The organism is Desulfolithobacter sp. (assembly GCF_054025815.1).
In genome coordinates this window covers 36,285-60,029 of record NZ_JBPMMS010000018.1, presented here as the reverse complement: position 1 = coordinate 60,029, position 23,745 = coordinate 36,285, and the positions used below count along the sequence as shown (strand labels likewise).

Annotated in this window: 24 protein-coding genes, 1 tRNA gene and 1 pseudogene; 12 read left to right on the top strand and 14 right to left on the bottom strand. The window is 58.0% G+C overall.

What is annotated here, in order from left to right; translation table 11 throughout:
• Position 1 precedes the first annotated feature (1 nt).
• From bioA to ACXJJY_RS05200, 7 genes are all read right to left on the bottom strand, one after another.
• A complete protein-coding gene (gene bioA / locus ACXJJY_RS05230; protein ID WP_456385716.1) occupies positions 2–1,300 on the bottom strand; it encodes an adenosylmethionine--8-amino-7-oxononanoate transaminase in 1,299 nt (432 codons plus the stop codon).
• 43 nt (positions 1,301–1,343) lie between these two features.
• Positions 1,344–2,474 (bottom strand): Lrp/AsnC ligand binding domain-containing protein, encoded by a 1,131-nt coding sequence (locus ACXJJY_RS05225; RefSeq protein WP_456385714.1) that lies wholly within the window; start codon positions 2,472–2,474, stop codon positions 1,344–1,346.
• Positions 2,431–3,063, bottom strand: coding sequence for a metallophosphoesterase family protein (locus ACXJJY_RS05220; RefSeq protein ID WP_456385712.1), 633 nt, complete (start codon positions 3,061–3,063; stop codon positions 2,431–2,433). Before ACXJJY_RS05220 ends, ACXJJY_RS05225 begins: the two co-directional genes overlap by 44 nt.
• A gap of 19 nt (positions 3,064–3,082) precedes the next feature.
• Positions 3,083–4,057, bottom strand: a complete 975-nt coding sequence (bioB, locus tag ACXJJY_RS05215) for a biotin synthase BioB (RefSeq protein ID WP_456385710.1) — start codon at positions 4,055–4,057, stop codon at positions 3,083–3,085.
• A gap of 174 nt (positions 4,058–4,231) precedes the next feature.
• Complete coding sequence (locus ACXJJY_RS05210) at positions 4,232–4,858, bottom strand: hypothetical protein (protein ID WP_456385708.1); 627 nt, start codon at positions 4,856–4,858, stop codon at positions 4,232–4,234.
• 24 nt (positions 4,859–4,882) lie between these two features.
• Positions 4,883–5,452, bottom strand: coding sequence for an AmmeMemoRadiSam system protein A (gene amrA, locus ACXJJY_RS05205; protein WP_456385706.1), 570 nt, complete (start codon positions 5,450–5,452; stop codon positions 4,883–4,885).
• Positions 5,453–5,607: 155 nt separating this feature from the next.
• The gene (locus tag ACXJJY_RS05200; RefSeq protein ID WP_456385704.1) at positions 5,608–6,120 is read right to left on the bottom strand and encodes an LEA/WHy family protein; all 513 of its coding nucleotides are present in this window, start codon (positions 6,118–6,120) and stop codon (positions 5,608–5,610) included.
• A 119-nt stretch (positions 6,121–6,239) separates the two neighbouring features.
• Here ACXJJY_RS05200 and ACXJJY_RS05195 point away from each other — a divergent pair.
• Positions 6,240–6,329, top strand: a tRNA-Ser gene (locus tag ACXJJY_RS05195).
• A gap of 170 nt (positions 6,330–6,499) precedes the next feature.
• On the opposite strand, the gene ACXJJY_RS05190 is transcribed toward ACXJJY_RS05195, so the two are convergent.
• Positions 6,500–7,372 carry a M15 family metallopeptidase gene (locus ACXJJY_RS05190; RefSeq protein ID WP_456385702.1) on the bottom strand — a complete coding sequence of 291 codons (873 nt, stop codon included), beginning with the start codon at positions 7,370–7,372 and terminating at the stop codon, positions 6,500–6,502.
• A 217-nt stretch (positions 7,373–7,589) separates the two neighbouring features.
• Here ACXJJY_RS05190 and pyrG point away from each other — a divergent pair, with 217 nt between their 5' ends.
• The 5 genes from pyrG to ACXJJY_RS05165 all read left to right on the top strand — a co-directional run bounded on the left by pyrG (position 7,590) and on the right by ACXJJY_RS05165 (position 12,687).
• Positions 7,590–9,239 (top strand): CTP synthase, encoded by a 1,650-nt coding sequence (gene pyrG / locus ACXJJY_RS05185; RefSeq protein WP_456385700.1) that lies wholly within the window; start codon positions 7,590–7,592, stop codon positions 9,237–9,239.
• 33 nt (positions 9,240–9,272) lie between these two features.
• Positions 9,273–10,121, top strand: a complete 849-nt coding sequence (gene kdsA, locus ACXJJY_RS05180) for a 3-deoxy-8-phosphooctulonate synthase (RefSeq protein WP_456385698.1) — start codon at positions 9,273–9,275, stop codon at positions 10,119–10,121.
• Positions 10,114–10,749: a KdsC family phosphatase gene (locus tag ACXJJY_RS05175; protein ID WP_456385696.1), complete on the top strand. Its 636-nt coding sequence runs from the start codon at positions 10,114–10,116 to the stop codon at positions 10,747–10,749. The genes kdsA and ACXJJY_RS05175 overlap by 8 nt, the downstream gene beginning before the upstream one ends.
• A complete protein-coding gene (gene lptC / locus ACXJJY_RS05170; RefSeq protein ID WP_456385694.1) occupies positions 10,746–11,321 on the top strand; it encodes an LPS export ABC transporter periplasmic protein LptC in 576 nt (191 codons plus the stop codon). The genes ACXJJY_RS05175 and lptC overlap by 4 nt, the downstream gene beginning before the upstream one ends.
• Positions 11,322–11,463: 142 nt before the next feature.
• A complete protein-coding gene (locus tag ACXJJY_RS05165; RefSeq protein ID WP_456385692.1) occupies positions 11,464–12,687 on the top strand; it encodes an LL-diaminopimelate aminotransferase in 1,224 nt (407 codons plus the stop codon).
• Between the two features lie 93 nt (positions 12,688–12,780).
• On the opposite strand, the gene ACXJJY_RS05160 is transcribed toward ACXJJY_RS05165, so the two are convergent.
• Positions 12,781–14,244, bottom strand: coding sequence for a tetrathionate reductase family octaheme c-type cytochrome (locus tag ACXJJY_RS05160; RefSeq protein WP_456385690.1), 1,464 nt, complete (start codon positions 14,242–14,244; stop codon positions 12,781–12,783).
• Between the two features lie 291 nt (positions 14,245–14,535).
• On the opposite strand from ACXJJY_RS05160, the gene ACXJJY_RS05155 reads away from it, so the two are divergent.
• Positions 14,536–15,906 (top strand): sigma-54 interaction domain-containing protein, encoded by a 1,371-nt coding sequence (locus tag ACXJJY_RS05155; protein ID WP_456385688.1) that lies wholly within the window; start codon positions 14,536–14,538, stop codon positions 15,904–15,906.
• An 8-nt stretch (positions 15,907–15,914) separates the two neighbouring features.
• Here ACXJJY_RS05155 and ACXJJY_RS05150 read toward each other — a convergent pair whose 3' ends face one another.
• The 5 genes and pseudogenes from ACXJJY_RS05150 to def form a co-directional block, all read right to left on the bottom strand.
• A complete protein-coding gene (locus tag ACXJJY_RS05150) occupies positions 15,915–16,709 on the bottom strand; it encodes an amidohydrolase family protein (RefSeq protein ID WP_456385686.1) in 795 nt (264 codons plus the stop codon).
• A gap of 76 nt (positions 16,710–16,785) precedes the next feature.
• Positions 16,786–17,244 (bottom strand): phosphatidylglycerophosphatase A family protein, encoded by a 459-nt coding sequence (locus ACXJJY_RS05145; RefSeq protein ID WP_456385684.1) that lies wholly within the window; start codon positions 17,242–17,244, stop codon positions 16,786–16,788.
• A gap of 6 nt (positions 17,245–17,250) precedes the next feature.
• Positions 17,251–18,432, bottom strand: a pseudogene (larC, locus tag ACXJJY_RS05140) (nickel pincer cofactor biosynthesis protein LarC).
• A 13-nt stretch (positions 18,433–18,445) separates the two neighbouring features.
• Entirely contained in the window at positions 18,446–19,414 is a 969-nt protein-coding gene (gene fmt, locus ACXJJY_RS05135; RefSeq protein WP_456385682.1) for a methionyl-tRNA formyltransferase, read from the bottom strand.
• A complete protein-coding gene (gene def, locus ACXJJY_RS05130) occupies positions 19,411–19,923 on the bottom strand; it encodes a peptide deformylase (RefSeq protein ID WP_456385680.1) in 513 nt (170 codons plus the stop codon). Before def ends, fmt begins: the two co-directional genes overlap by 4 nt.
• Before the next feature lie 241 nt (positions 19,924–20,164).
• Between def and ACXJJY_RS05125 the strand changes: the two genes are divergently transcribed.
• The 5 genes from ACXJJY_RS05125 to ACXJJY_RS05105 all read left to right on the top strand — a co-directional run bounded on the left by ACXJJY_RS05125 (position 20,165) and on the right by ACXJJY_RS05105 (position 23,739).
• Entirely contained in the window at positions 20,165–20,362 is a 198-nt protein-coding gene (locus ACXJJY_RS05125) for a hypothetical protein (RefSeq protein ID WP_456385678.1), read from the top strand.
• Between the two features lie 4 nt (positions 20,363–20,366).
• The gene (gene plsY / locus ACXJJY_RS05120; protein WP_456385676.1) at positions 20,367–21,014 is read left to right on the top strand and encodes a glycerol-3-phosphate 1-O-acyltransferase PlsY; all 648 of its coding nucleotides are present in this window, start codon (positions 20,367–20,369) and stop codon (positions 21,012–21,014) included.
• Positions 21,004–21,318, top strand: a complete 315-nt coding sequence (locus ACXJJY_RS05115) for a J domain-containing protein (RefSeq protein ID WP_456385674.1) — start codon at positions 21,004–21,006, stop codon at positions 21,316–21,318. Before plsY ends, ACXJJY_RS05115 begins: the two co-directional genes overlap by 11 nt.
• A 55-nt stretch (positions 21,319–21,373) precedes the next feature.
• A complete protein-coding gene (locus tag ACXJJY_RS05110) occupies positions 21,374–21,997 on the top strand; it encodes a ferredoxin-like domain-containing protein (protein WP_456385672.1) in 624 nt (207 codons plus the stop codon).
• Positions 21,998–22,497: 500 nt separating this feature from the next.
• Complete coding sequence (locus tag ACXJJY_RS05105; protein WP_456385670.1) at positions 22,498–23,739, top strand: efflux RND transporter periplasmic adaptor subunit; 1,242 nt, start codon at positions 22,498–22,500, stop codon at positions 23,737–23,739.
• Positions 23,740–23,745: the final 6 nt, after the last annotated feature.

Below are 23,745 nucleotides of genomic sequence, written 5' to 3'. Positions count from 1 at the left end.
GTCACCCATCTTGTCGAAGGTGAAGGTATTCGACGCTCCGGACCAGGGCAGTCGTCAGGCGTCGCAGGTCTTCCGGCTCGATGATATAGGGCGGCATAAGGTAGATGAGGCGGCCAAAGGGACGGATCCAGACCCCATGTTTCACGTACAACTTCTGGAGGGTGGCCACGTCCACGTCCTCCAGCATCTCCACCACCCCGATTCCGCCCAGTACCCGGACATCGGCGACTCCCGGCAGATCAGCGGCCGGAGTCAGCTCGGATTGCATCTGTTCTTCCATGGCCTGGATTTTTTCTTCCCAGGGGGTGTCAAGCAGCAGGTCGATGGAGGCTGCGGCTACCCGGCAGGCCAGGGGATTGCCCATGAAGGTGGGGCCGTGCATGAACACTCCCGGGCTGGCATTGGAGATGGTTTCGGCCACCTCACCTGTGGTAAGGGTCGCGGCCAGGGTCATGGTGCCGCCGGTTAAGGCCTTGCCGAGGCAGAGGATATCCGGAACGGTGGCCGCGTGTTCCAGAGCAAAGAGCTTGCCGGTTCGGCCAAAGCCGGTGGCGATTTCATCGAAAATGAGCAGCAGGCCGAACTGATCGCAAAGGGCCCGCAGATTCCTGAGATACTGTGGATGGTAGAACCACATGCCGCCGGCGCCCTGGACCACCGGTTCGACGATCACCGCCGCAAGTTCCTGGTGGTGGTTTTCAATCAGGCGTACGGTCTCGACCATGTCTTCCTGGTCCCAGGGATCGGTGAAACGGCACATGGGCCGGGGCGCGAAGAGCTGACGGGGCAGGGCATGGGAAAAGATGGTGTGCATGCCGGTCACCGGGTCGCAGACCGACATGGCATGGAAGGTGTCGCCGTGATAGCCGCCGCGGATGGTTATCATCCGGTGTTTTTCCGGGCAGCCGCGGCCATGCTGGTACTGGAGCGCCATCTTGAGGGCCACTTCCACGCTTACCGAGCCGGAGTCGCAGAGAAAGACCCGTTCCAGGGGGGGCGGAGTGATCCGGACCAGTCGCTCGCTCAGGGCTACGGCTGGCTCATGGGTCAGGCCTCCGAACATCACGTGAGCCATGTTGTCGGCCTGCTCCCGGAGGACCTGGACAAGCACCGGGTGGCTGTAGCCATGGATGGCGGCCCACCAGGACGACATGCCGTCGATCAGCTCCCTGCCGTCGGCCAGGCGCAGCCGGACTCCGGATGCCGAGCAGACCGGGTACACCGGCAGCGGGTCGGTCATGGACGTGTAGGGGTGCCAGATATGGTTGCGGTCAAACGCCAACAGCTCTTCCTGATTCATTTTTTACCGGCCGGCGGGTTGTTGTTTGCGTCAATGGCGAACCTCACAGGAGGTAGTCCTGCCCCTTGATCCTGGAGAATCCAGGTATGAGGGTCTGGGAGGAGTGGACGCCCTTGAGGGTGCGGATATTGGTGTGGGTGAACTGGGAGATAAGTTCCGCATCCGAGGAGAGCAGGTCCCGCTCCAGGGTTACCTTGATGATAAGATCAATGGCGCCGTGTACCGAGTGAACTTCGCTCACTTCGTCGATGGCCATGAGCCGGTCGATGATTCTCCGTTCCTGTCTGCCGTCCACGTTGAGGAGCACGAAGAAGGTGATCCTGTACTTCATGTCCGGGTATTCGTTTTTTTTCAGGTCAGCCATTTTTTTTCGGAATGCCTCCATGTCACGGGGAATCAGCTTGTCGACCCCGATACCGTAATGCCGGGACGCACCTTTTTCCCATTGCTGGACCGAGATATAGAGATAAAGGTCGTCCACGGTTCGGCCTGGAAAGGATTTGGCCAGACCGCTTTTTTTGATCAGGGCGGCCAGGGGCTGGTAAATGGTCTGGTACCAGTCGGCGGCAGCCTGCCGGTATGTGTATTCCTGACTTTTTTCCTGGCTGAGAAACTGTTGGTGGCGGCAGATCTGCTTTTCCAGGTGGTGGTACTGGCCCGGTTCGGTGAGCTGGATGGAATCGATGAGTCCGGCCTTGTCCCGGAATTCTATCTTTTCCAGGTACAGCTTGTTTTCAATGGTCTCGCTGGAGGGCAGGAGCTCGACGATACGAGCGCTGATCCGGTCGCGTCCCAGTTCCCGGGCAGCCATGACCCGGTGGTGGCCGTCGAGGATGTAGTACTCGTCCTTGATCAGGTACAGGGCCACCGGCGGCATGGGCTTGCCATCGCGCATGGCCCGGAGAATCCCCTGGTAGCGGGCATTACCACTGCGGTCCTTGAGTTTGAAGCTGGTGTCAAAGTCCTGGTAGCGCCCCACTGTGCCCACGATGCGCGCCACTTCGACCTGGGAGGTGCCCCGGTCCACACTTTCATGGGCCTGTTCGGCCTCGCATACTTCGTTGAACCGTTTGGGGCCCTGGCAGGCTTCCCGGGACAGCTGTCCGGATCCTGATCTTTTTTTGAAGCGATCAAGCAGGCTGGTCAGGCGGGAGGGGCTCGATTTCGAAGACATGGTAACCATAACTGTTGATGACCCGGGTGGGTCCGGGGCCGGCATCGGTTATCCTGTCGGCGTTATGACCGAACAGGGCATGGATGTGGCCATGGATAAAGTACCTGGGCCGGTATTTTTTTATCAGTGCGTTGAAGCAGCGAAAGCCCCGGTGGCAGAGATCCTCGGCATCGTGGATGTGCCGGGGCGGCGCATGGGCAAAGACGATATCGAGCTGTTTCCTCCAGCGGGTGAAATAATTGGCCGGAGAAATGAAGATGCGTCGGATCATGCTGCGCATTTCGCTTTCATGGTACTGATGCACACCGCCATTGTACCAGCGCGAGCCGGGTAAGCCCAGGATTGTCAGACCGTGGGTGGTGATTATTTTGCCCGAAAGATCCGTGCAGCCCTGGGGCGGGGACTGCTGATAGCGGATATCATGGTTGCCGGGTACATAGTAGAGGTCCGCACCGGTGAATCCCCTGAGCCGGGCCAGGTATTCCGGGGCCAGGTCGCCGCAGGAGAGGATCAGCCGGACGCCGCGCGTGAGCCCGGGATCTTTCAGGAGTTCGGGGGTCTCCCGGTCGGCAACGGTCAGTATTTTCATCGGCAGGTGATTATCGGGATCACGATGCCTGTTTTTCGAACGTGTAACCAAGTTTTTCAAGGTGTGCCAGGTCGTCGTTTATCGATGGCCCGGCCGTGGTGAGGTAGTTGCCGACAATGGCGCCGTTGGCCCCGGCCGTAAAGCATCGGTACTGTTCTTTCTCAAGCTGCTGTCTGCCGCCGGCCATTCGTATGACCGCGTCCGGGTTGATCAGCCTGAACAGGGCGATGGTGGTCAGTATTTCTGTAAGAGGCGGGAGCTCAAGGTTGGCGAACGGCGTGCCGGCGATGGGTGTCAGGATGTTGATGGGAATGGACTTGACCCCCAGTTCGCGCAGCTCAAAGGCCAGCTCGATGCGGTCATCCATGGTTTCACCCATGCCGATGATACCGCCGGAGCACAGCGACATGCCGGCCTCCCTGGCATGGCGCAGGGTTTCTACCTTTTCCTCCCAGCTGTGGGTGGTGCAGACAGTGGGGAAAAAATCGCGGTTCGCTTCCAGGTTGCAGTGGTAGCGGCTTACACCCATCTCCCGCAGGCGGCGGGCTCTGGGGGAATCCAGGAGACCCATGGATGCGCAGAAGTCCATGGAGGTCCTGCGGGCCATCTCCTGGTAGATGATGGCCATCCGGTCCAGGACGGGGGTGTTGACGCTTCGGCCGCTGGTGACCAGCGAGATGCGGTGCACGCCGTGGGCATCGTTGTCCAGGGCCATTTCCATTGCCGTGTCCATGGCGACCATGTCATAGCGCTGGATGTCGGTCCGGTAGCGGGCCGACTGGGCGCAGAACCGGCAGTCCTCCGAACAGTTACCAGAGCGGGCGTTGATGATGGAGCAGAGATGGAACCGGTTGCCCATGAAGTGGCGCCGTATATCATCGGCCACCCGGTGGAGGTCCTGCGGGTCGGGACTGTGGCCAAGGCGCCGGGCTGTCTCCCGGTCCAGGTCCTGGCCGTGGATCAGTTTTTCTCGGATATCAACAAGAGACTGCATGCGCATTCCTCACGTGTAGCAGGCCGTTGAAAAACTACTACGCTTGATGATACTGCGTCAAAATTCGGCTTAAAATGTTCATGTACTTTTCGTACACTGCGCTTTTTCACCTCATTTTTCCTTGTCTCATCTTCGTTCGATACGTTTTTCAACAGCCTGGCAGGGGAGACCGGGCTATTTTTCACAGTGGGACTTGGGAATCCGGGGCGGTCCTTCAACGATCATCTCGGCAATTGTTTTCCTGACCCGGGGGTAGAGGTGGCGGCGGTTGCCGAGCAGCTCGTTTTCCAGGGCAGCCAGCCGCCTGAGCAGAGGGGTGCGGTCCATGGCCGGAGCCGCATTTTCGTCCTCATACCGCTTTTCGACGATTTCCTGGCACCGGAAACATCCCGGAAAGCGCAGGAGCTGCCCGTCGGGCCGGGTCATGGTGGCCGGGATTCCGTGCATGCGGCAGATCAGCATCCGGTGATCGTACAGGGCGCACAACCCGTTTTCGTTGAGCGGGCACATGAGCTGAGGACGTTCGCCCCGGGCAAGGATTTTTTTGCTGTCCCGGACGTATTCCTCGGCCCGTTTGAGGATACGTTCCAGCAGGGCATCGTTCACTGACCGGAGTCCTTCCCACAGGTAGGCCCACTCGCTGTAGGTGTGGTGCTGGAACCAGGAATCGCAGCAGTTGTCCGGACAACCGGTGCAGGTCATGGTGACGCGGCGGGCCACTTCGTCATATCCTTCCTGCATTTCAGCATAGATATCAGCCAGCTCCCTCGAGAGTTCGGGCGGGAGAAAAATTTCCTTCATAAGCAGATCCGTTCCGGTCCGTACTTACCGGTTTTCTTCAAAATGTTGTACCTGGTAGGTGAGCACGGTCAGTGTACCACTCATCCAGGCGTTATCCGGCAGCCCTGCCTTGCGGCAGAGATGGGCGAGAAAGAGCTCCGGCGCCGGCAGCTGCTCCCAGACCTGGGGCAGGAACGTGGCACTGGCTCCCCCGCCCTGGATGATGACCCCGTCCACGCCGGGCCGCAGTTTGCGGACCAGGTCCCTGCCATCGTCATAAACGAGTTCCCGGGGCTGGGAGAGGATCGAGATGTCGATCTGCAGCTCATCGGTTTCATCTGCTGTCACCGGCGGAAACCGGGGATCATGAAAGGCCGCATTGATGGCATTACGCTCCACGCCCGCGGCAATCGGCTCGGAGCCCACCAGGCTGCCGATACAGCCCCGCAGCATGCCGTGTTTGTTCAGGGTGACAAAGACCCCTCGTTTTTCCTGCAGGGCCGGATCGCGGAGTTCATCCGCACTCACCGGATCCCGGACCGGCAGTCCGAGCCGCTCCATGATAGTCTGTCTGGCCAGTCGCAGCAAGATCTGGCCCTGTTTCTCTGTCAGCATGGCGTGCCCTCCCTTTTGTTTTTTTACGATTGAGACGGCTTTTGGTGGACCGCTGTTCTTCGTTAATCGGGAATTGCGGATAATTAAAACGTTATGCCCTTGCCGGAGCATGTCAACTTGATTTGCCGCCTCAGGCCTGATGTTGCGGGCGCGAATCAGGGACGGCGCATGGTATCGGTCAACGGGATTTCCCCGGCTGTGCTGAAAGGTACGGACAGGTTCAGGCTTTCTGCAAGTCGCACTTTGCCCTTCAGCACATACCGAACTGGTTTTGCTTCGGATGGGTGCCGGTTGACACCCTGGAGCGCTTTGAAGGCAGAGGAAAAGATATCCACCATGGAGGCGTACACGGTCACGGGTACCGTTGCCGCGCCAAAGGCGGGAATTCGGATCCGGCCGTCACTGATGCCGCTGGCGAAATGACGGCCGTTGATCTCCAGATCACAGGTGATGCCGGCGATGCTCAGGGGAAAATCATTGGGGTTCATGATCCGCAGCTCGACAAGAAAAACGGTTTCCAGGGGGCGGACAGTCTGGATCCTGAGGTCGGCCAGGCTGACCCTGGGGGTGCTCAGGCCGGACTGCACGGCAGCGCATCCAGCCAGGAGCATCAGCCCGAGAACCAGGGAAAGGAATCGAAGAAAAGAACGCTGTTGCAGGATGATCATCTGGGGCTCTCCTGTGGTGGTAGGGAAGCCTTGATTCTAAACAGATGCGGGCCGGCTGTCAATGAGACAGCTCTGGCTTGACGTTCCAGGCAAGAGAGGGTACCTTTTTGTCTGCGTGCGGAGGGATGCCGGAGTGGTTGAACGGGGCGGTCTCGAAAACCGTTGTGGGTTCACGCCCACCCAGGGTTCGAATCCCTGTCCCTCCGCCAAATTCGTACACGAAAAATTTGCCTGGATCCTTGCTGCCCGCTATCGGTCACCGATAGCGGGCTTTTGCTTTTTTAGCCGGATGTGCAGCACCTTCAGATCATGCCGCTCAGGGAAGTGGACCAAACTGGATCCTGTCAACGATCTGAACGCCGTTCCTATACTTGCCGGTTCAATCCTTGCTCCTTTCTTGGGAGTGGTGTGTCTTCCCGGCCCTCCGCATTTTTTTTTGTCGTTGCAGAGCTGTCGCTGTCCGTAGATCGGGATTTTCGGTTGGGCTCCTGAAGCGCCAGTGCCAGGGCTCCCAGGGGTGGCGGGGGTTGTTTTTCGAGTAGGTTTCGGTGAAGCCGAAGAAGGCGGCATGCTGGCGGAGCCACTGGTACTGGGGGGTGTCGGCAAAGCGCCAGTTGCTGGGGCTGAAGTCCACTGCCTTGCCGAGCCGGTGTTCGGAATAGCCGGGTGGGGCGACGAACCGGGCGATCTCGGCAAAGGTTTTGCCTTTTGCCAGCTGGCGGGCGAAGATTTTCTTCTGGTACCAGGTGGAGCGATAGCCTGAATCAATGGTCAGGAGAACGTCATCCTTCCGGGCCGCTTCTGCCATGGTCACCAGGGCGTCGCGGGCAGTTTTGGCCAGGTAGATGGTCCCGCCGTCATGGACGAGATGGGTGGGAACCCGGGCCAGCTCCGCAGGCGTAGGGCCTGGTTTTTCGATTTTTTGCCCCAGCCAGGCAGTGGGCACTGCATAGCTTCTGCCATCGATCACCACTGTTTCCGCCGGTGGTTCCTTTGCCTGCCTGAAAACTGTTTTTTTTGTGCTGGTGGCCGTGATCCTGATCAGGGGCTGGGGGGGATGCTTCCTGGTTTCCGGGGTGGTGAGTACCACCGGTTCCGGTGGTGGATCGTTGACAGCCTGTGGATTTGGCGGACCGGGAAGGGGGGAGACTGCAGGACGGCCCTGCCGGCCACAGGATGAGAGCAGGGGCAGACAGCAGAGCACGACGAGCAGGCCTGTGAGACAGCGGGTCTTTTTTTTCTGTACGGGCATGGTGGTGTTCTCCGGGGCCATCGCTCTGCAGGGTATCGGGGGGACAGAGCCAGGATCAGAGCCCCACTATAGCCTTTCCTTGCAGGGAAATCCAGCCGGAGGGAGATGTGGATTTCATTGTCAATGGCCGGTTGATGGTGTATAGTTTGTCCGGTCCCGGGAGGCGGCATCATGTGCGGTGCTGCCATTTTCTTTTTCCAGCAGTACAGGTGGTGGCATGAAAGTACAACCGACCAAAAAGACTAAATTTATTTTTATTACCGGTGGCGTTCTTTCTTCGCTTGGAAAGGGACTTGCCGCAGCCGCAATCGGTGCCTTGCTGGAGAGCCGGGGTATGACGGTGACCTTCCAGAAGCTTGATCCGTATATCAACGTGGATCCCGGAACCATGAATCCCTTCCAGCATGGCGAAGTCTATGTGACCGACGACGGCGCCGAGACCGATCTGGACATGGGGCATTACGAGCGCTACACCAACGCGGTCATGGCCCAGATCAACAACTACACGTCCGGCCGGATTTACTACTCGGTTATCATGAAGGAGCGGAGGGGTGAATATCTGGGCGGTACTGTCCAGGTCATCCCTCATATCACGGACGAGATCAAGGCGGCGGTTCTCCAGCTCGACGGTACCGTGGATGTGGCCATCATCGAGATCGGCGGAACCATCGGTGATATCGAGGGGCTGCCTTTTGTCGAGGCCATTCGGCAGCTGCGGGGTGATCTCGGCCGCGAATACACGCTCTTTATCCATTTGACTCTGGTCCCCTATATCAAGACCGCCGGTGAGGTCAAGACCAAGCCCACCCAGCATTCGGTCAAGGAACTGCTGGCCTCGGGAATCCAGCCCGATATCCTCATGTGCCGTACCGAGGTGCCGCTGGACAAGGGGTTGAAAAAAAAGATCGCCCTGTTTTGCAACGTGGAGCCGGAGTCGGTTATCACCGCCATTGATGTGGATACCATCTACGAGGTGCCCCTCAAGCTGCACGAGGAGGGCCTGGACGATCGGATCCTCGAAAAGCTCGGTATCTGGACCGGGGCTCCGCATATTCAGCCTTGGGAGGAACTGGTCGAGAAGATCAAGAATCCCCGACACACCGTGACCATCGGCATCACCGGCAAGTATGTCGATCTCAAGGAATCTTACAAGAGCCTGCACGAGGCCCTGGTGCATGGCGGCATTGCCAACGACGCCCGGGTTGAGCTCAAGTACATCAGTGCCGAGGATCTGGAACAGGGTGATCCCGGTGAGCTGCTTCGGGAGTGCGACGGGTTGCTGGTGCCCGGTGGTTTCGGCAGCCGCGGTATGGAGGGCAAGATCAGGGCCATCACCTATGCGCGGGAAAACAGGATTCCCTTTTTCGGTATATGCCTGGGGATGCAGCTGGCGGTGGTCGAGTTCGCCCGCAACATTGCCGGCATGCAGGGGGCCCATTCCACCGAGCTTGACCTGGAAACGGAATATCCGGTCATCTACCTCATGAAAGAATGGTATGATTTCCGCACCGGCAGAACCGAGACCAGGGACGAGAACTCCGACATGGGCGGTACCCTGCGCCTTGGAGCCTATCCCTGTAAACTTAAGCAGGGAACCCTGGCCCATGACGCCTACCGGCAGGATGAGATAAGTGAGCGCCACCGGCACCGCTACGAGTTCAACAACCGGTTTCGCGAGCAGCTCCAGGATGCCGGCCTGGAGATCAGCGGCACGTCGCCCGATGATGAGCTGGTGGAAATTGTCGAGTTGCGCGATCATCCATGGTATCTTGGCTGCCAGTTTCATCCTGAATTCAAGTCCAAGCCCATGAAACCCCATCCGTTGTTTCGGGAATTTATCCGGGCCTCGCTGGAAAACAAAAGATAAGGACAATCTCCTTGCTGTAATCGGGACCCGCTTATGCAGACCATAACACTGAGCAATCTGCCGGAAGATCGGACCATCAGGGTTGGACCAGGAGAGCCATTGCTGCTTCTTGCCGGGCCTTGTGTTCTGGAATCCGGAGAACTGGGGTGGGAGATAGCCCGGGAGATGAAGGATATCTGTACCCGGCTGGGCATTTCGTATGTCTTCAAGGGGTCTTTTGACAAGGCCAATCGCACCTCTTTGCAGTCGTTTCGCGGGCCAGGCCTTGAAAAGGGATTGCGTCAGCTGGGTCGGATCCGGGAGGAGGTCGGAGTGCCGGTGGTCTCTGATGTCCACGAACAGGGGCAGGTGGAGATGGCTGCCGAGGTGTTGGATATTATCCAGATTCCCGCCTTTCTCTGCCGGCAGACGGATTTGCTGGTGGCAGCGGCCAAGTCCGGCAGGACTGTCAATTTGAAAAAAGGACAGTTCGTCTCGCCCTGGGATATGGAACACGCGGTGGGCAAGCTTCGCGACGGTGGCTGCGACCGGATTCTTCTGACCGAGCGTGGTGCCAGTTTTGGCTACAATAACCTGGTGGTGGATATGCGCGCCCTTCCGGTCATGCGGGGCTTTGGCTGTCCGGTAATCTTTGACGCCACCCACTCGGTTCAGCTCCCCGGCGGGGGCGGTGGTAGTTCCGGTGGGCAGAGAGAATTTGTCCCGACCCTGGCCCGGGCTGCCATGGCGGCCGGAATCGACGGGTTGTTCATGGAAGTTCACCCGGATCCTGACAAGGCTTTGTGCGATGGTCCCAACAGCTGGCCGCTCGCTGATGTTGAGACGATCCTGCGCCAGCTTCTGGCTGTCCGGAGTGCGGTTGACGGGGGCCTGGATGAATAGAGATGGTTGCCATTCAGGCGCGGACGGTTACTCGGACTGCGATTTGACCGCAGCCCTGCTGGCGCGGACCAGGGAAAAGAACCGGCCGGTGGAAAGGGACGAGGCCTGGCAACTGGTCCTTCCCCGGGCCAGGCAGGTGGAGTTGCTGCTTCTGGATGTGGATGGCGTTCTCTCCGACGGGACCATTATCTATACCCATGATGGCGGCGAATCCAAGGGGTTCAACACCCAGGATGGTTTTGGCCTGCGCATGCTGCAGGACGCCGGCGTCCAGGTGGGTGTCATCACGGCCCGCAGTTCCGAGGCCGTGAGCCGGCGGTCCCGGGACCTGGGATTCTCCCATATCTACCAGGGGCGGGGTGATAAACAGAAGGTGTATGAGGAGATCCTGACCCGCACCGGCCTGCGTCCCCGGCAGACCGCCTACATGGGAGACGACTGGCTGGATCTGCCGCTTCTGACCCGGGTCGGCTTTGCCGCCGCCCCTGCCACAGCGGTTCCCGAGGTGCGCCAGCGGGTCGATTACGTTACCCGCCGTCCGGCCGGGCACGGGGCGGTACGCGAGGTCTGCGACCTGATCCTCGAGGCCCGTGGAGACCTGGCCCGGTTCCTCAGGAAATACATATGATTCTTCCGGTCAGAAATTCACGCAACCTGCTCTGGCTGCTGCCTCTGTTTCTCTTTCTCTCCGCACCGCTGTGGAAACCGTCACTCGCATCCTTTCTCAAGCCCCGGGTGACCGCCACCCCGGTCAAGGGATCCGGACCCGGAGTGAGCCAGAACTTCACCATGGATTCCGTGGCCATCACCCTGGCCAGCCAGGGCCGGATGGACTGGGTTATCCATGCCGCCCGGGCCCGGACCGGTAGAAACGAGAACGAGATCCTCATGGTTGATGTCCAGGCAGTCTATACCGGCGGGGACAGCGGCGAGAAGATGGAAATTACAAGCAGGAAAGGCACTTATTACATTTCCCGGCGTCACTTGATCCTGGAGGACAATGTGGTTCTGCAGAAGCCGACCCGCGGCGAAGAGGTGCTGACCGATCTGCTCCACTACTATGATGAGACCAAGATGGTGATCAGCCCGGTGGAGGTCGAGATAACAAGCCCGGATTTTACCCTTCGGGCCGGGCGGATGGAGTACGACCTGGTAGCGAGCTGGTATGATTTTTCTGACCGGGTGGAGGTGAATTTCTGATTTTGTCTGTAACGATATGAAATAGTGTCTGGCAAGAATTGTCGGTATAAACAGTAAGATAGAAGGTGGCCCGGAAGTTGTGAGTCAGAGGTCACTGTTAAAGTGTGATGGACTTGAAAATCAATATACTGGAAGGGATATTATGCTCCACATCAATGAACATTACCTGAAGCTGCAGGCTTCTTATCTTTTTTCCGATATTGCCAAGCGGGTGGCCGCCTTTCAGGAAGCCAATCCGGATATGGATATCATCAAACTCGGTATCGGTGATGTGACCAGGGCCCTGCCCGCGGCCTGTATTGCTGCCTTTCACAAGGCAGTGGATGAGATGGGTACCGACGCCGGGTTCCACGGTTATGGTCCGGAACAGGGCTACGCCTTTCTGCGCGAGGCCATAGCAAAACATGATTTCCAGGCCCGGGGGGCGGATATATCGGCTGACGAGATATTTGTCTCCGACGGGGCCAAGTGCGACACCGGCAACTTTCAGGAGCTGTTTTCCACCGACGCCCGGGTGGCCATTCCCGACCCGGTGTATCCGGTTTATCTCGATACCAATGTCATGGCCGGCCGCACCGGCGAGTTCAGTGATGGCCGCTACGAGGGCGTGGTGTATCTCGATTCCACGAAAGAGAACAACTATGTGCCCAAGCTGCCCTCCGAACCGGTGGACCTGATCTATCTCTGTTTTCCCAATAACCCGACCGGCTCGACCATCACTAAAGAGCAGCTCAAAATCTGGGTGGATTATGCCAGGCAGGAAAAGGCGCTGATTCTCTTTGACGCCGCCTACGAGGCCTTTATCCGCGACGATTCCCTGCCCCATTCCATTTACGAGATAGAGGGCGCGCGCGAGGTGGCTGTTGAGTTTCGTTCCTTTTCCAAGAATGCCGGCTTTACCGGCACCCGTTGCGCCTATACCGTGGTGCCCAGGGAATGCGTGGCCTATGACAGCCAGGGAAACAGGCAGCCGATTCATCCGTTGTGGAACCGGCGGCACTGCACCAAGTTCAACGGGGTCTCCTACCCGGTGCAGCGGGCGGCAGAGGCTGTGTACAGTGAGGAGGGCCAGGCCCAGGTCCGCGAACTGGTTGGCTATTATCTCGAAAATGCCGACCTCATTGCCCGGGCTGTCGGCGAGCTGGGATTTGAATATGTGGGTGGCCGGAACTCACCCTATATCTGGATATGGGGTGATCGGGATTCCTGGGAGTTCTTCGACCTTCTGCTCAACAAGGCTGGTGTGGTCTGCACCCCGGGAGCTGGTTTCGGTAAATGCGGTCAGGGCTATATCCGGCTCTCGGCTTTCAACTCCCACGAAAACGTGGCCCGGGCCATGGAGCGTATCCGTCAGGCTTTGGCTTGAGCCGGATTACTCAGTTGTCCGGCCCAGGAATTATCAAAAAAGGCCCTTTTCCCGTTGCGGGAAAGGGCCTTTTTTCTTGCTTATGATCTTGGTTTATTTCTTTTTCAGCTTGGCGTCCTTGGGATCCATCTCGTAACCCAGCGCCTTCCAGTCCATTCGTCCTTCACGGCCATGGCAGTCTCTGCACCGCAGGGCTTCCTTGGCCGGAGATACCTGATGATTGATGGGCCAGTAGGTCAGGGTCGGGGCAAAACCGTACTCGCCACTGAACTCGAGGCCAGATGCCTTCATACCTGCAGCAGCAGCCTTTTTCCAGTCAAAATTCACCCAGTAGGCATCCGGGTCTCCTTTGGGGCCCCACACCTTGGGCACAATCAGGTAGTTGTTCCTGGTATCATAAATCTGGTTGCCCTTATGTACCTTGAACGGCATGAGCTTGGCGTCTGGATCATCCTTTGAGCCAAGCGGATAGTTGAGCTTTGTGGGCACGGTTGGATCAATCCGGTCACCGAGCTGGTATGCACCGGCTTTGCCATTGTACCAGGCATAGGTTGGCACAACCTTCTGTTCGTAGACAAATTTGCCCTTTTTGAAGATATAGACCTTGTGGCCGTGCTCCTTGACAATCCGTTTATGTTTGGGCAGGGTCTTAGGATTTTGCGCCTTGGACCAGTCCCAGGACATCTTGGTGGCGTCTTTCTTGGCAAAGAACGGGATATGGCACGTCTGGCAGGCCACCCGATTGGCATGTTTGTTCAGAGTGCCGCGAACCGGTGAATTTATATGCGGTGCGGCGTCATGGCAGTCTGTGCAGTTGACCGGGTTGTCGCCGCCGGGTGAAACGAGCAGGGCGTCACCCTTGATGTCATGCTCCTCAGTGGCATGACATTCCTGGCAGGAAAAGTTGTTTCCATCGGCAGCCATATGGACATCGATATCCTTGTTCGGCTGCACCAGAGACATGTCGATATCTACATGCTTGACATTGTTGCCTCCTCCACCATTGGCATGGCAGGTCAGGCAGTTCAAACGGCTCGGCTTTCCGGCATTCTGCGCCACCTTGACCAGGTCTACCGGGTTTTTGTCGTATTTCGGGTTGCCCGTGTAACCAGCGGGCATGCCGGCGCCGGCCGGTGCATCCCTGCCCTTGTTGTAGGTTCCGGTGGTATCGTGGCAGGCCAGGCAGTCAACCCGCGACTCGTCGGAGAAGTCAAAGGTGTCATCTTTCCACCCATAGCCGACATGGCAGCTGGTGCAACGCGGCCAGTTGGATTTGATGGAGATGCAGAAATTGTTGATCGCGTCCTTTTTACCCCGCAGCACTTTTCCTCTGCCCTCTATCTCCTGCTCCTTGGCCCATGTCCAGTGCGAGGACCGCATCACCTCGCTGGCCGCGTCCTCATGGCACTCGAGACAGGCCCGGGTCACGTCCATGGGGGTCGCAAAGGGACCGCTGATCTCAGAGTGATCTTCCGGCACCTCCGCCAGTGACTGGCCTCCAGCCATGAGCAGAGCTGCCGAAAAAACGGTAAGCGCTGTTCTGTGCATCTTGTTCATTTTTCCTCCTTTGGTGAATTTTATCAAGAGATACAGTGTGTTGTCTTCGTGTTACCGTGCCTGGAAAAGCAAGGATGATGCCAGATGTCGATAATGGACAGGGTGTGGATAAATATTCATAATATCGACCTGTTAGTTATCGCGATGGGATGGGTCCCCCGTAGGGAGCGGCTTTTTCTGTTAACATGTATGTTTCGGCATTGTTTCGGTTAACGTTTCTTGTTAACCTTTACGTTGTGTTGGCTGGCCGATGAACTTTTCAAAAACCAGGACCGGTAATGTGGGGATGTCGTGATCACCGAATACTTTTGCGAAAACTGGAAACATGTGATCGACACCATGACCGAGGGGCTCATGATCGTCGATACGGATGGAACCATTCTCTATGTGAACAGGGCTTTGCAGGAACTGCTGCAATACCGGCAGGAAGAACTTGTGGGTCATACCTGTGAGATACTTGCCTGCAGTACCTGCAGCGAAGAGAGCAGGCACAGCGGAGAAAAGCACTGCAACCTGTTTACACGGGGCGAGGTGCGCAATCTTCGCTGCACGTTCAAGTGCAAAGACGGACGACGGGTCCAGGTGTATAAAAACGCCACGGTCCTGCGGGATGAGAACGGCAGCATCGTTGCCGGGGTGGAGAACCTGACCGATATTACCCCGGTCCTCTCCCGGGAGGCCGAGATCCTGGCTCTGCGGCGTCAGCTGAAGATCGAGGACAGCTTCCATGGCATGATCGGAGTGTCCACGGTCATGCAGAATATGTATCAGCTCATCGAGAGCGCCGCCCTGTCGGATGCACCGGTGCTTATTTACGGCGAGTCCGGCACCGGCAAGGAGTTGGTTGCTGATGCCCTGCATAACCTCAGTGGCAGGTGCAAGAATCCTTTTATCAAGGTCAACTGTGCGGCTTTGAACGAAAGCCTGCTGGAAAGCGAGCTTTTTGGTCATGTCAAGGGAGCTTTTACCGGGGCTGATCGTTCCCGCAAGGGTCGGTTCGAGGCTGCCCATACCGGCAGCATCTTCCTCGACGAGATCGGTGACATGCCGCTCTCGACCCAGACCAAGCTGCTGCGTGTTCTACAGGAACAGGAGCTGGAGAGAGTGGGGGACAACCGGACCATCACCATTGACGTCCGGGTGATAGCGGCCACCAACCGGGACCTGCAGGAGATGATGCAAAAGGAGACCTTTCGCCAGGATCTCTACTACCGGCTCTCGGTTATTCCCATCCATGTTCCTTCGTTGCGGGAGCGGTGTGACGACATTCCTGTGATCACCAAACACCTGATCAACCGGCTTGCGCTCAAGACCGGCAAGCCCATCTCGGGAGTCACCAGGTGCGCCATGGATCTTCTGCTCTCCCACCCCTGGCCCGGGAATGTCCGTGAGTTGATCAATGTGCTTGAGTACGCCTTTGTTCTCTGCCACGACGAAGAGATTGATGTGGCACATCTGCCGGCCTATCTTTATGGCAGGCCTCGCAGCTCCTGCGGCGACAGTCGGCAGAAGTCATCGTCCCGGCTCGCCGGCGACAATGAAAAAAGCCGAATCCAGCGTGCCCTGAGGGCCACCGGTGGCAACAGGACAAAGGCGGCCGAGTTGATAGGTATCAGCCGGGTAACTCTGTGGAAGCGTATGAAAAAATATGGATTGAGTTGAGAAGTTTTTCAGGATCCCAGCAATGCCCGCCCGTTTTCCCGGACAATTTCCTGGAAGAGATCTTCGTCCAGGTCGAGCCGCCGGAGCATTTTCAGGGTGGTGGCCTGGTCGGACCAGGGTGAATCCGAGCCAAAGAGGATGTAACCGCGCGGATGGGAGGTGATCATGTCCCGCAGCCGGATCTGGTCTAGAAAATCAAGGGAAAAGGAGATTTCCATGTAGATCGGGCGGCCGGTGAGGATCTTTCGGACCTCGTCCCACATATTCCATCCACCGAGATGGGTGGTGACCAGGCGCAGATCCGGAAAGCGGTTGACGAGGTTGAGAATTCTCCGGGGAGAGGCACAGTCGGAATCGGGAAAGCCGATGTCCTGGCCGGTGTGGAGAACCAGCAGCAGGTTTTCCCTTATGAGGGATTCGTAGAGCGGATCCAGGGCTGGATCGTCGATGACGAACTCCTGGTAGAAGGGGTGCATCTTGATCCCTTTGAAACCCTTTTTGCCGATGACCCAGATATGTTTTTTCAGCTCGGGATCGGCCGGATGGACAGAGGGCAGCGGGATGATTCTTTCCGTGCGGATGGAGGCTGACCAGTCGAAGATGGCCTGGAACTGTTCGGGACGGGTGGCTATGGAGCAGATGACCGAAGTGTCGATGCCGGCCCGGTCCATGGAGGCCAGGAGGCCGCTGACGGTTCCGTCGTGATAGGCCTTGACGCCACTGCGTTTTTCCAGGGCCGGGAGCGCAATGGCAGCCACCTGATCGGGAAAGGCATGGGTGTGAAAGTCGATGATACCGGTCATAGCCTGTGGATGTTGAGGGTGGTTTGCGGTTCCAGGCTCATTGTATATGCTGTTTTTGTTTCCTTGAAGAAAAAAATCAGAAAAGAGACGCCAGGCGCAACCCGATTTGCAGGACCAAAAGGGCATAGATTCCGGCCATCACATCATCGAGCATGATGCCCAGACCGCCATGGATGTGCTGGTCGAGCCAGTTGACGGGAAAGGGTTTCAGAATGTCGAAGAAACGGAAAAGGGCGAACCCGGCCAGGGCGGCCAGCGGGTGGGACGGGGCCAGGGCCAGGGCGATGAGCTGGCCGACGATTTCATCGATCACCACCAGGCGCGGGTCAGCCCGGTCAACGATCTTCTCCGCCGCCCCGGCGGCAATGGTACCGGCAATGAAGAGCAAGCCGGTTACCCCGAGATAGGCGGGTACTCCCAGGGACCGCAGGGGAAGCCAGATGGCTACCCCGAGAGCCGAACCCCAGGTGCCTGGCGCTTTGGGCAGGTAACCTGTCCAGGCGCCGGTGGCAATGAACATGATTAATCGATCCATGACGATTTACTCCTCTGTCTCTTGACGGCTGGCGGCCGCGGCGGTGACTGTCCGGTAAACGAACTGCAGGGCAAGGCCGTGCCGTTGGGCCATTTGCCGGCAGGCTTCGAACTCGGGGGTGATGACCGGCCCGGCCGGCGTGTCGATTTCCTTGGCCTGGATGGGGCCCCAGGGGGTTTCAAGGGTGACGTTTCGCCGGGGCAGGGTTGTGCGTTCCTCCATCCGGCTGCGCAGGCCGATACCACTGGTCTCGGCAAGTATCATCTGCCTGAGATGCGGTCCCTGGATCGGGTCGGATACCACCCGGAGCAGGTAGCCGGGGCGCCCCTTTTTCATCAGCATTGGGGTCAGGCTCACATCCAGGGCGCCGCTGTCCATGAGCTGTTGGCTCACATGGGGCCAGAGTTCTGCGTTCCAGTCATCCAGGTGGGTTTCGATCACCTACACCCGCTGAGCCTCCCGGGCCTGAAACCCTGTGCCGATTATGAATCGCAAAAGGTTTGGCCGTCCGTCCGGTCTCTGCATGGCCCCTGCCCCGTAACCGGTACGCTCCAGTTTCATGGGCGGCAGGCGGCCAAATTCCCGGGCCATTTCCCGGGCCAGGGCCGCGCCGGTGGGGGTGACCAGTTCCTGATCCAGGTTTACGCCGTAGACCGGTATTCCGCGCAGGAGTTCACACACCGCCGGGGCCGGAAGGGGCAATTCGCCGTGGGAACAGCGGACAAAGCCTCCGGGCATGGGCAGCGGAGAACAGGCAAGCTGTTCTATTTTCAGCCATGCCAGTCCGGCTGCCGCACCGACAATGTCCACCAAAGCGTCCATGGCTCCCACCTCGTGGAAATGAACTTTGTCGACAGTGCAACCATGAACGGCGGCTTCGGCCTCGGCCAGTCTGCGGAAGACGTTCATGGCCATGTTCTGCACCTGTCCCGGGAGGGTCGACTGCTCGAGAGTCTCCCTGATCTGCGGCAGGTGGCGCAGTGGCTGGGTCCCATCGCTCTCCACATGGACCCGTACAGCGTTTATTTGCTGGATGGTTTCCCGTGAAACCTTGATCCGTACACCGTACAGGCCAAGCCTTTCCACGCATTCATGAAGCTCGCTTTCAGGCCACCCGGCATCTATCAGGGCTCCGAGCAGCATGTCGCCGCTGATTCCGGAAAAACAGTCGAGATATCCGATACGCATGATCGGCCGGGAGTCAGGAAAACCGGCTGCCCACTGGCAGGTGCGTGCCGCAGAGCAGGGCCTGGATGCTCATCCGTTTCCGTCCCTCGGGCTGGATTTCCCGGATAAGAAGGTAGTTGGCGCCGGTGGCTACCAGCAGGCCGTCTTTGTCGGCCCGGCAGAGCGTGCCCGGAGGTTCGCTGACAGTACCTTCCACCAGGACCGGGCGGTAGAAACGGTAGCGCCGGCCGTCCAGGAATGAATAGGCCGAGGGCCAGGGATCGAGCCCGCGGATCAGGCAGTGCAGTTCCCGGGCCGGACGGGACCAGTCCAGGTGGCCCATTTCCTTTTTCAGCATGGGTGCCTCGGTGGCCTGGCTGTCGTCCTGGCGTACGGGCTTGATGGTTTTGTCCTTGAGGCCGGCGATGGCCTTGAGCAGGGTTTCTCCTCCCAGGCGGGCCAGTTTTTGAAACATTGTCCCGGTCGTATCTTCGTCGGTGATCGCAATCCGGGCCGGGAGCAGGATGTCACCGGTGTCCATGCCCTCGTCCATCTGCATGATGGTTACCCCGGTCTCGGTCTCGCCGTTGATCACCGCCCACTGGATGGGAGCGGCGCCCCGGTATTTGGGGAGCAGGGATCCGTGGACATTGATGGTCCCCATGGGCGGCAGGTTGAGAAGCCGGCCGGGGAGGATTTTACCGTAGGCCGCCACCACAATCAGGTCCGGGTTTATTTTCCGGACCTGGTCGAGGAACTCTCCGGTGCGGATGGACGAGGGCTGCAGGACCGGGAGGCCGTGCTGGAGGGCCACTGTTTTCACTGGTGGCGGGCTCGTTTTTTTGCCCCGGCCCCGGGGTTTGTCCGGCTGGCAGACCACACCGACAACATCATCCGGGCCCTCGATCAGGGCCTCGAGGGCGGGCACGGCGAAGTCAGGTGTGCCCATAAACAGGATGCGGAGCTTTCCGGCGGGAGCCGCGTATTCTGTCTGTTGGTTCATTTGCCCCTCTGTTTGAGGATTTTTTTGAGCTTTTTCCTGTACAGCCCCCTTTTCAGGGCACTGATCCGATCGATGAACAGTTTGCCGTGCAGATGATCCACCTCGTGCTGGATGATCCTCGCAAACCGGTCTTCAGCGTCAAACTCCATGGGGGTGCCGTCCAGGTTTTGAGCCGAAACGTGAATTTTGCGAAACCGGCGGACCCTGGATGTGTACTCGAGGACGCTGAGGCACCCCTCTTCATCCACCACCTCGTCCTCACCGCCGGAGATGACCGGGTTGATCAGGACAATGTATTTTTTCTCGTTTTCCTCTTTGGAAACATCTACGACAATGATCTGTTTCAGCACACCGATCTGATTGGCTGCCAGGCCGACCCCGGGGGCATCGTACATGGTTTCGCCCATGTCGGCTGCCAGTTGTTTCAGCTTGTCGTCGAACACGGTTATCTTTTCAGCTTTCTGCCTGAGGATCGGATCTGGATATTTCAGTATTTTTCGTATGGCCATCTTTTTGCACTCTTTCCCTTGCGGTATCGGTCTGGTGCGGACCGTGTGATGAATTATGTTGCTGTCCCCGTGAAGGAGCCAAGCGTACCGCAGCACGCCTGTTTCCCCTCTTTTTGGATAACTGCATACATACCGGATAGCCCTGGCAAACGCCACTGAAAAGAGGGGCATCCAGCTTGTTTTTTCTATGATTTTTTTGTAAGGTCTGTCGGTTAAGTATTTCATGGATCAAGGAGGAGTTATGGATAATCCCGGCCAGATCTGGGAGGCCCTGGGAGAGCTTGGCGAAGATGAATCTGCTCATGTTCTCACCCGGCTTTTTACCGTGTATGAGGACGAGCTCAAGCGGAATCCCGACTCGGTAGAGGCACGGCAGTTTTTCAAGCGTCTCGGCCAGGTCATCAGCCTAACCTGCGAATGCAACCTGAATCGAAGATAACCACATGGCACCCAAAGAAATTGTCCTTATTGTTATCTCCTATCTTGTTGGTGCTATTCCGTTCGGGCTGCTGGTATCTCTTCCCAGTGGAATCGATATTCGTACCAGGGGCAGCGGAAATATCGGTGCCACCAATGTGGCCCGCCTGCTCGGCAGGAAACTGGGGCTGCTGACCCTGTTTCTCGATATTGCCAAGGGTTTTCTGCCCATGTACCTGGCCGGTTTCTTCATCAGTGGCCAGGAGGGGGGGCAGCACAACCTGATCATCGCCCTGTGCGGGGCTGCGACCATAATCGGCCATATGTTTCCGGTCTATCTCCGTTTCCGGGGCGGCAAGGGCGTGGCCACCGGTTTGGGGGTGTTTTTGTATCTGACACCGCTGGCCGTTCTTGGATGTCTGGTGGTTTTCGTGGCCGCGGTCTGGCTGACCGGCTATGTGTCCCTGGGTTCGCTTCTGGCCTCGGCCACGGTGATTCTCTGGCTCTGGCTACTGGGAGAACCTTCCTGGGAGTTGTGGCTGGGAGCCTTTGTCGCGGTCATGATCTGGATCAAGCATTACCAGAATATCGGCCGCTTGCTCAGGGGGACCGAGAAGAGCTGGAGGGCGTCCGGGACAGACGAAAACAGGGAAGAAGCAGGCCGTGAACAGTAAGGAATGGCAGGCGGTGGAGGAGGCCAGGGAACTGCTCGGCCTGGGTGACAGGGCGACCCTGGGCGAGATAAAACGGGCCTATCACCGTCTGTGCAAAAAATATCATCCCGATGTCAGCGGCAGTCCGGACAGAGAAACCGGGGAAACAATGTATCGCATCACTGCGGCCTATGAGCTGCTCATGCGTTATGTCCGGGACTACCGCTTCCCGCTCCGTCCGGGTGAACACGACATCTATGACGCGGAGGACTGGTGGATGGACCGGTTCGGTCAGGATCCGCTCTGGAGCCGGAAGCGCAAATAATTTTTGATCATTACCATTTGTTCTTGTTGTACTATCTCGGGAGGTATTCATAGCTGTGGAACAGGAAAAAACAGAGTCATTAACCATTCTCTGCGAGGCCGGGCTGGTCAGTCCGGAATTTCTGCAGGCGGTCAACGATGTGGTCCAGAAATACCAGCTTACTCTTTATCTGAGTACGGCCCAGAATCTGCGCCTGCTGGAGGTTAAAGAGAAAGATCGACAGGCTATCATGGAGGAGTTGGCCGGCCGGGTTGGCGCCAGGTTCAAGGGGCAGGTCAAGTATCCGCTGGCTAAAGTCTGCGTTTCAACACCGCATTGCAAGTTTGGCCGGATAGATACTTTTGGTCTGGAAAAGAAGATTTCTTCGCTGCTCTCCGATCTGGCACCTGTCAAGCCCAAATTGAAAATAGCCATCAGTGGCTGCAATATGGCCTGTTCCGCTGCCATGACCACCGATATCGGTATTGTCGGGACTCCGAAAGGAATGGACGTATACGTCGGCGGCAAACTTGGTTCTTTTCCGCAGGTGGGGCGCCGGGTGGTCCGGGGGGCCGGGGAAGACAAGGTGCTGGAGATGATTCGTGAACTTGTATTGTACCATGACGGCAAGACCAAGACCAAGCAGCGTATGTTCAAACTCCTCAAGGAGCCGGATTTTCCCTACCCTGACGCAGTCTGACCGTAAACGAAAATCTTGTGTTCCCCTGGCGATCACAGGACTTTCCTGCTGTTCTGACACCCATGCAGGCTCCTACAGCCTGCACAATGAAAGCTGTTGTTGTCCCTCTGGCGGGAGGGACGGGACTTTCATGTAAAAAATTCCAGTCTGTTACCTGCAACATCCCGTGACCAGGTGGCTTTTTGTATCGACCCGTTGACAGAGCCGGGCTCTGGTCAACGGGTTTTTCTTTGCCCTGAATCCGTGATGGCTTTGTGCTGTTATTTTTTTGTAACAGCTTGATTTTTCGTGCGCCAAACGAGGGCCGGTTTGAGTCGTCAGGGAAAATGTACTTTTTTATGGTCCCGTAGGACAGGTCTGGCTCAAAGTGTGATGGACTTTTTCTGAAAGAATCATTTATAACATTGCTGGTGACCACGGTATGGCTCTGTCTGCCTGAGGGTGACAGAAAAGCTGTTGCCGGTGGGGACAGGCAGGAAAGAAAATGCAGGAGAACGACAATGACTTCAAGCGGATCTTCCCCCTCGCTGCTGCTGCGGCTTACTCTTTGCGTGCTGATTATCGGCGCCGGAGTCGGCGGTTTTGTCCTGCTGCAGAAAATGAAAAAACCGCCGCAGCACAAGGACCCGGGTGAACACGCTCTCCCGGTTGAAGTGGTGACCGTGCAGCCAGGCCGGGCAACGATCACGGTTGACGGATATGGAGAAATCCGCTCCCGGAGCAGAGTTGAGATTGCGGCCGAAGTCACAGGACGGGTTGTCTCGGTGTATGGCCGGGAACAGGACAAAGGCGGTAATCTCGAGCCAGGGGTGGTGGTCCGGGCCGGGGAGGTTCTTCTGCTCATTGATGACCGTGATTATCGGCTCGAGTACGAAAGCTCCAGGGCCCGGCTGAAAATACTTGAGCGTGACCTGGTGCTGGCGGAACGCGAACTGGCCCGGGTGCGGGAACTCTATGAGCTCAAAAGGTCAGGTTCCATCTCCAGTGTTGAGCAGGCCGAGAGCAGCTGCAATGCGGTCCGCAACCAGGTCCGGCAACTGCAACAGGCCATGGAGCTGGCCCGGTTGCGTATGAACCGATGTGTCATAAGGGCCCCTTTCACCTGCCGGATTGCCGAAGTGCATGTGGAGGTGGGCAGTTACGTGAGTCCCGGGCGTCAAGTTCTGACCCTGGTCGATGACCGGGACCTGGAGGTTCAAATCGGTCTCGACAGTCGTGAGGCCCTTCGCTGGCTCCGGTTTGAAGACCGTACTGGCGCTGGTTTCTGGTTTGGCCGCCCGCTGCCGGTAACCGGCCAGGTGCAGTGGGTCGAGGATGCCCGGATCCAGGGGCGGGCCGTGGTGGACCGGGTGGTCCGTTTCGATCCCAAAAGCCGGACCCTGGTTGTGGCGTTGCGTCTATCTGCGAAACCGGGTAGCGGGAGCAGAGTTCCCCTGGTCGAGGGGATGTACTGCCGGGTGACGATTCCCGGTGCTGTCCTGGAGAACGTCTTTGTTCTGCCTCGCCGGGCGGTCACTTTTGACAGCCTGGTTTATGTGGCTGTGGAGAACAGGCTGCAGACCAGGAAAGTGGAGGTGGCCCGGGTTGAAGATGACCGGGCCCTGGTCACCGCAGGCCTTGAGCCGGGTGAACAGGTGATCGTCACCCGGCTGGACAACCCCCTGGAGAACAGCCTGCTCTCCATCAGCAGTGTGTCGCAGACAGACGGTGTGTCGCAGACAGACGATATTCCCGGTGTCTGAGGAGAG